We start from the raw sequence: 420 nt of genomic DNA, 5'->3' as shown, positions 1-420 counted from the left end.
GAAAGCTGATGGCGCCGGGCACATGGCCCTTGGCGTAAAGCGCGGGGCTGCGCACATCGAGCAGCACGAAATCGGCACCCTTGCTCAAGCTGTCATGCACATCCCAGCAATCGGTCTCAAAGCTGAATTCGGCAGCAAAGTGTTCGCGGGCGGCATCGCTGGGGGCGCAGGGAATGGCGGTTACGGCGGTGGTCATGGGCTATCTCCTTCGCCATGACGTTGGCGCGAAACAGGGCAGACTTGCAATTGGCGTAAATGACAATATGCGTGCATATTATGCCAAAACGCAAATGCCCACTCGTCGTCGCCCTGCTATATGATGGGCTGTGCACGTTTGAATTCGGCATTGTGGCCGAGGTGTTCGGCCTGTCCCGTCCGGAAATGGGGCCAGACTGGTATCGTTTTGCCAGCGCCGCCATC

The 420-nt window shown here is 58.6% G+C and carries 1 protein-coding gene; it reads right to left on the bottom strand.

Translation table 11 applies throughout. From position 1 onward, the window contains the following. On the bottom strand, positions 1-196 hold a 196-nt coding region (locus EOE18_RS18260), incomplete at its 3' end, for a rhodanese-like domain-containing protein (RefSeq protein ID WP_281278053.1). Positions 197-420: the final 224 nt, after the last annotated feature.

It is taken from the genome of Novosphingobium umbonatum (assembly GCF_004005905.1).
Taxonomy (GTDB): Bacteria; Pseudomonadota; Alphaproteobacteria; order Sphingomonadales; family Sphingomonadaceae; genus Novosphingobium; species Novosphingobium umbonatum.
The sequence above is the reverse complement of the archived record's forward strand: the minus strand, read 5'-3'. Positions and strand labels throughout refer to the sequence as shown.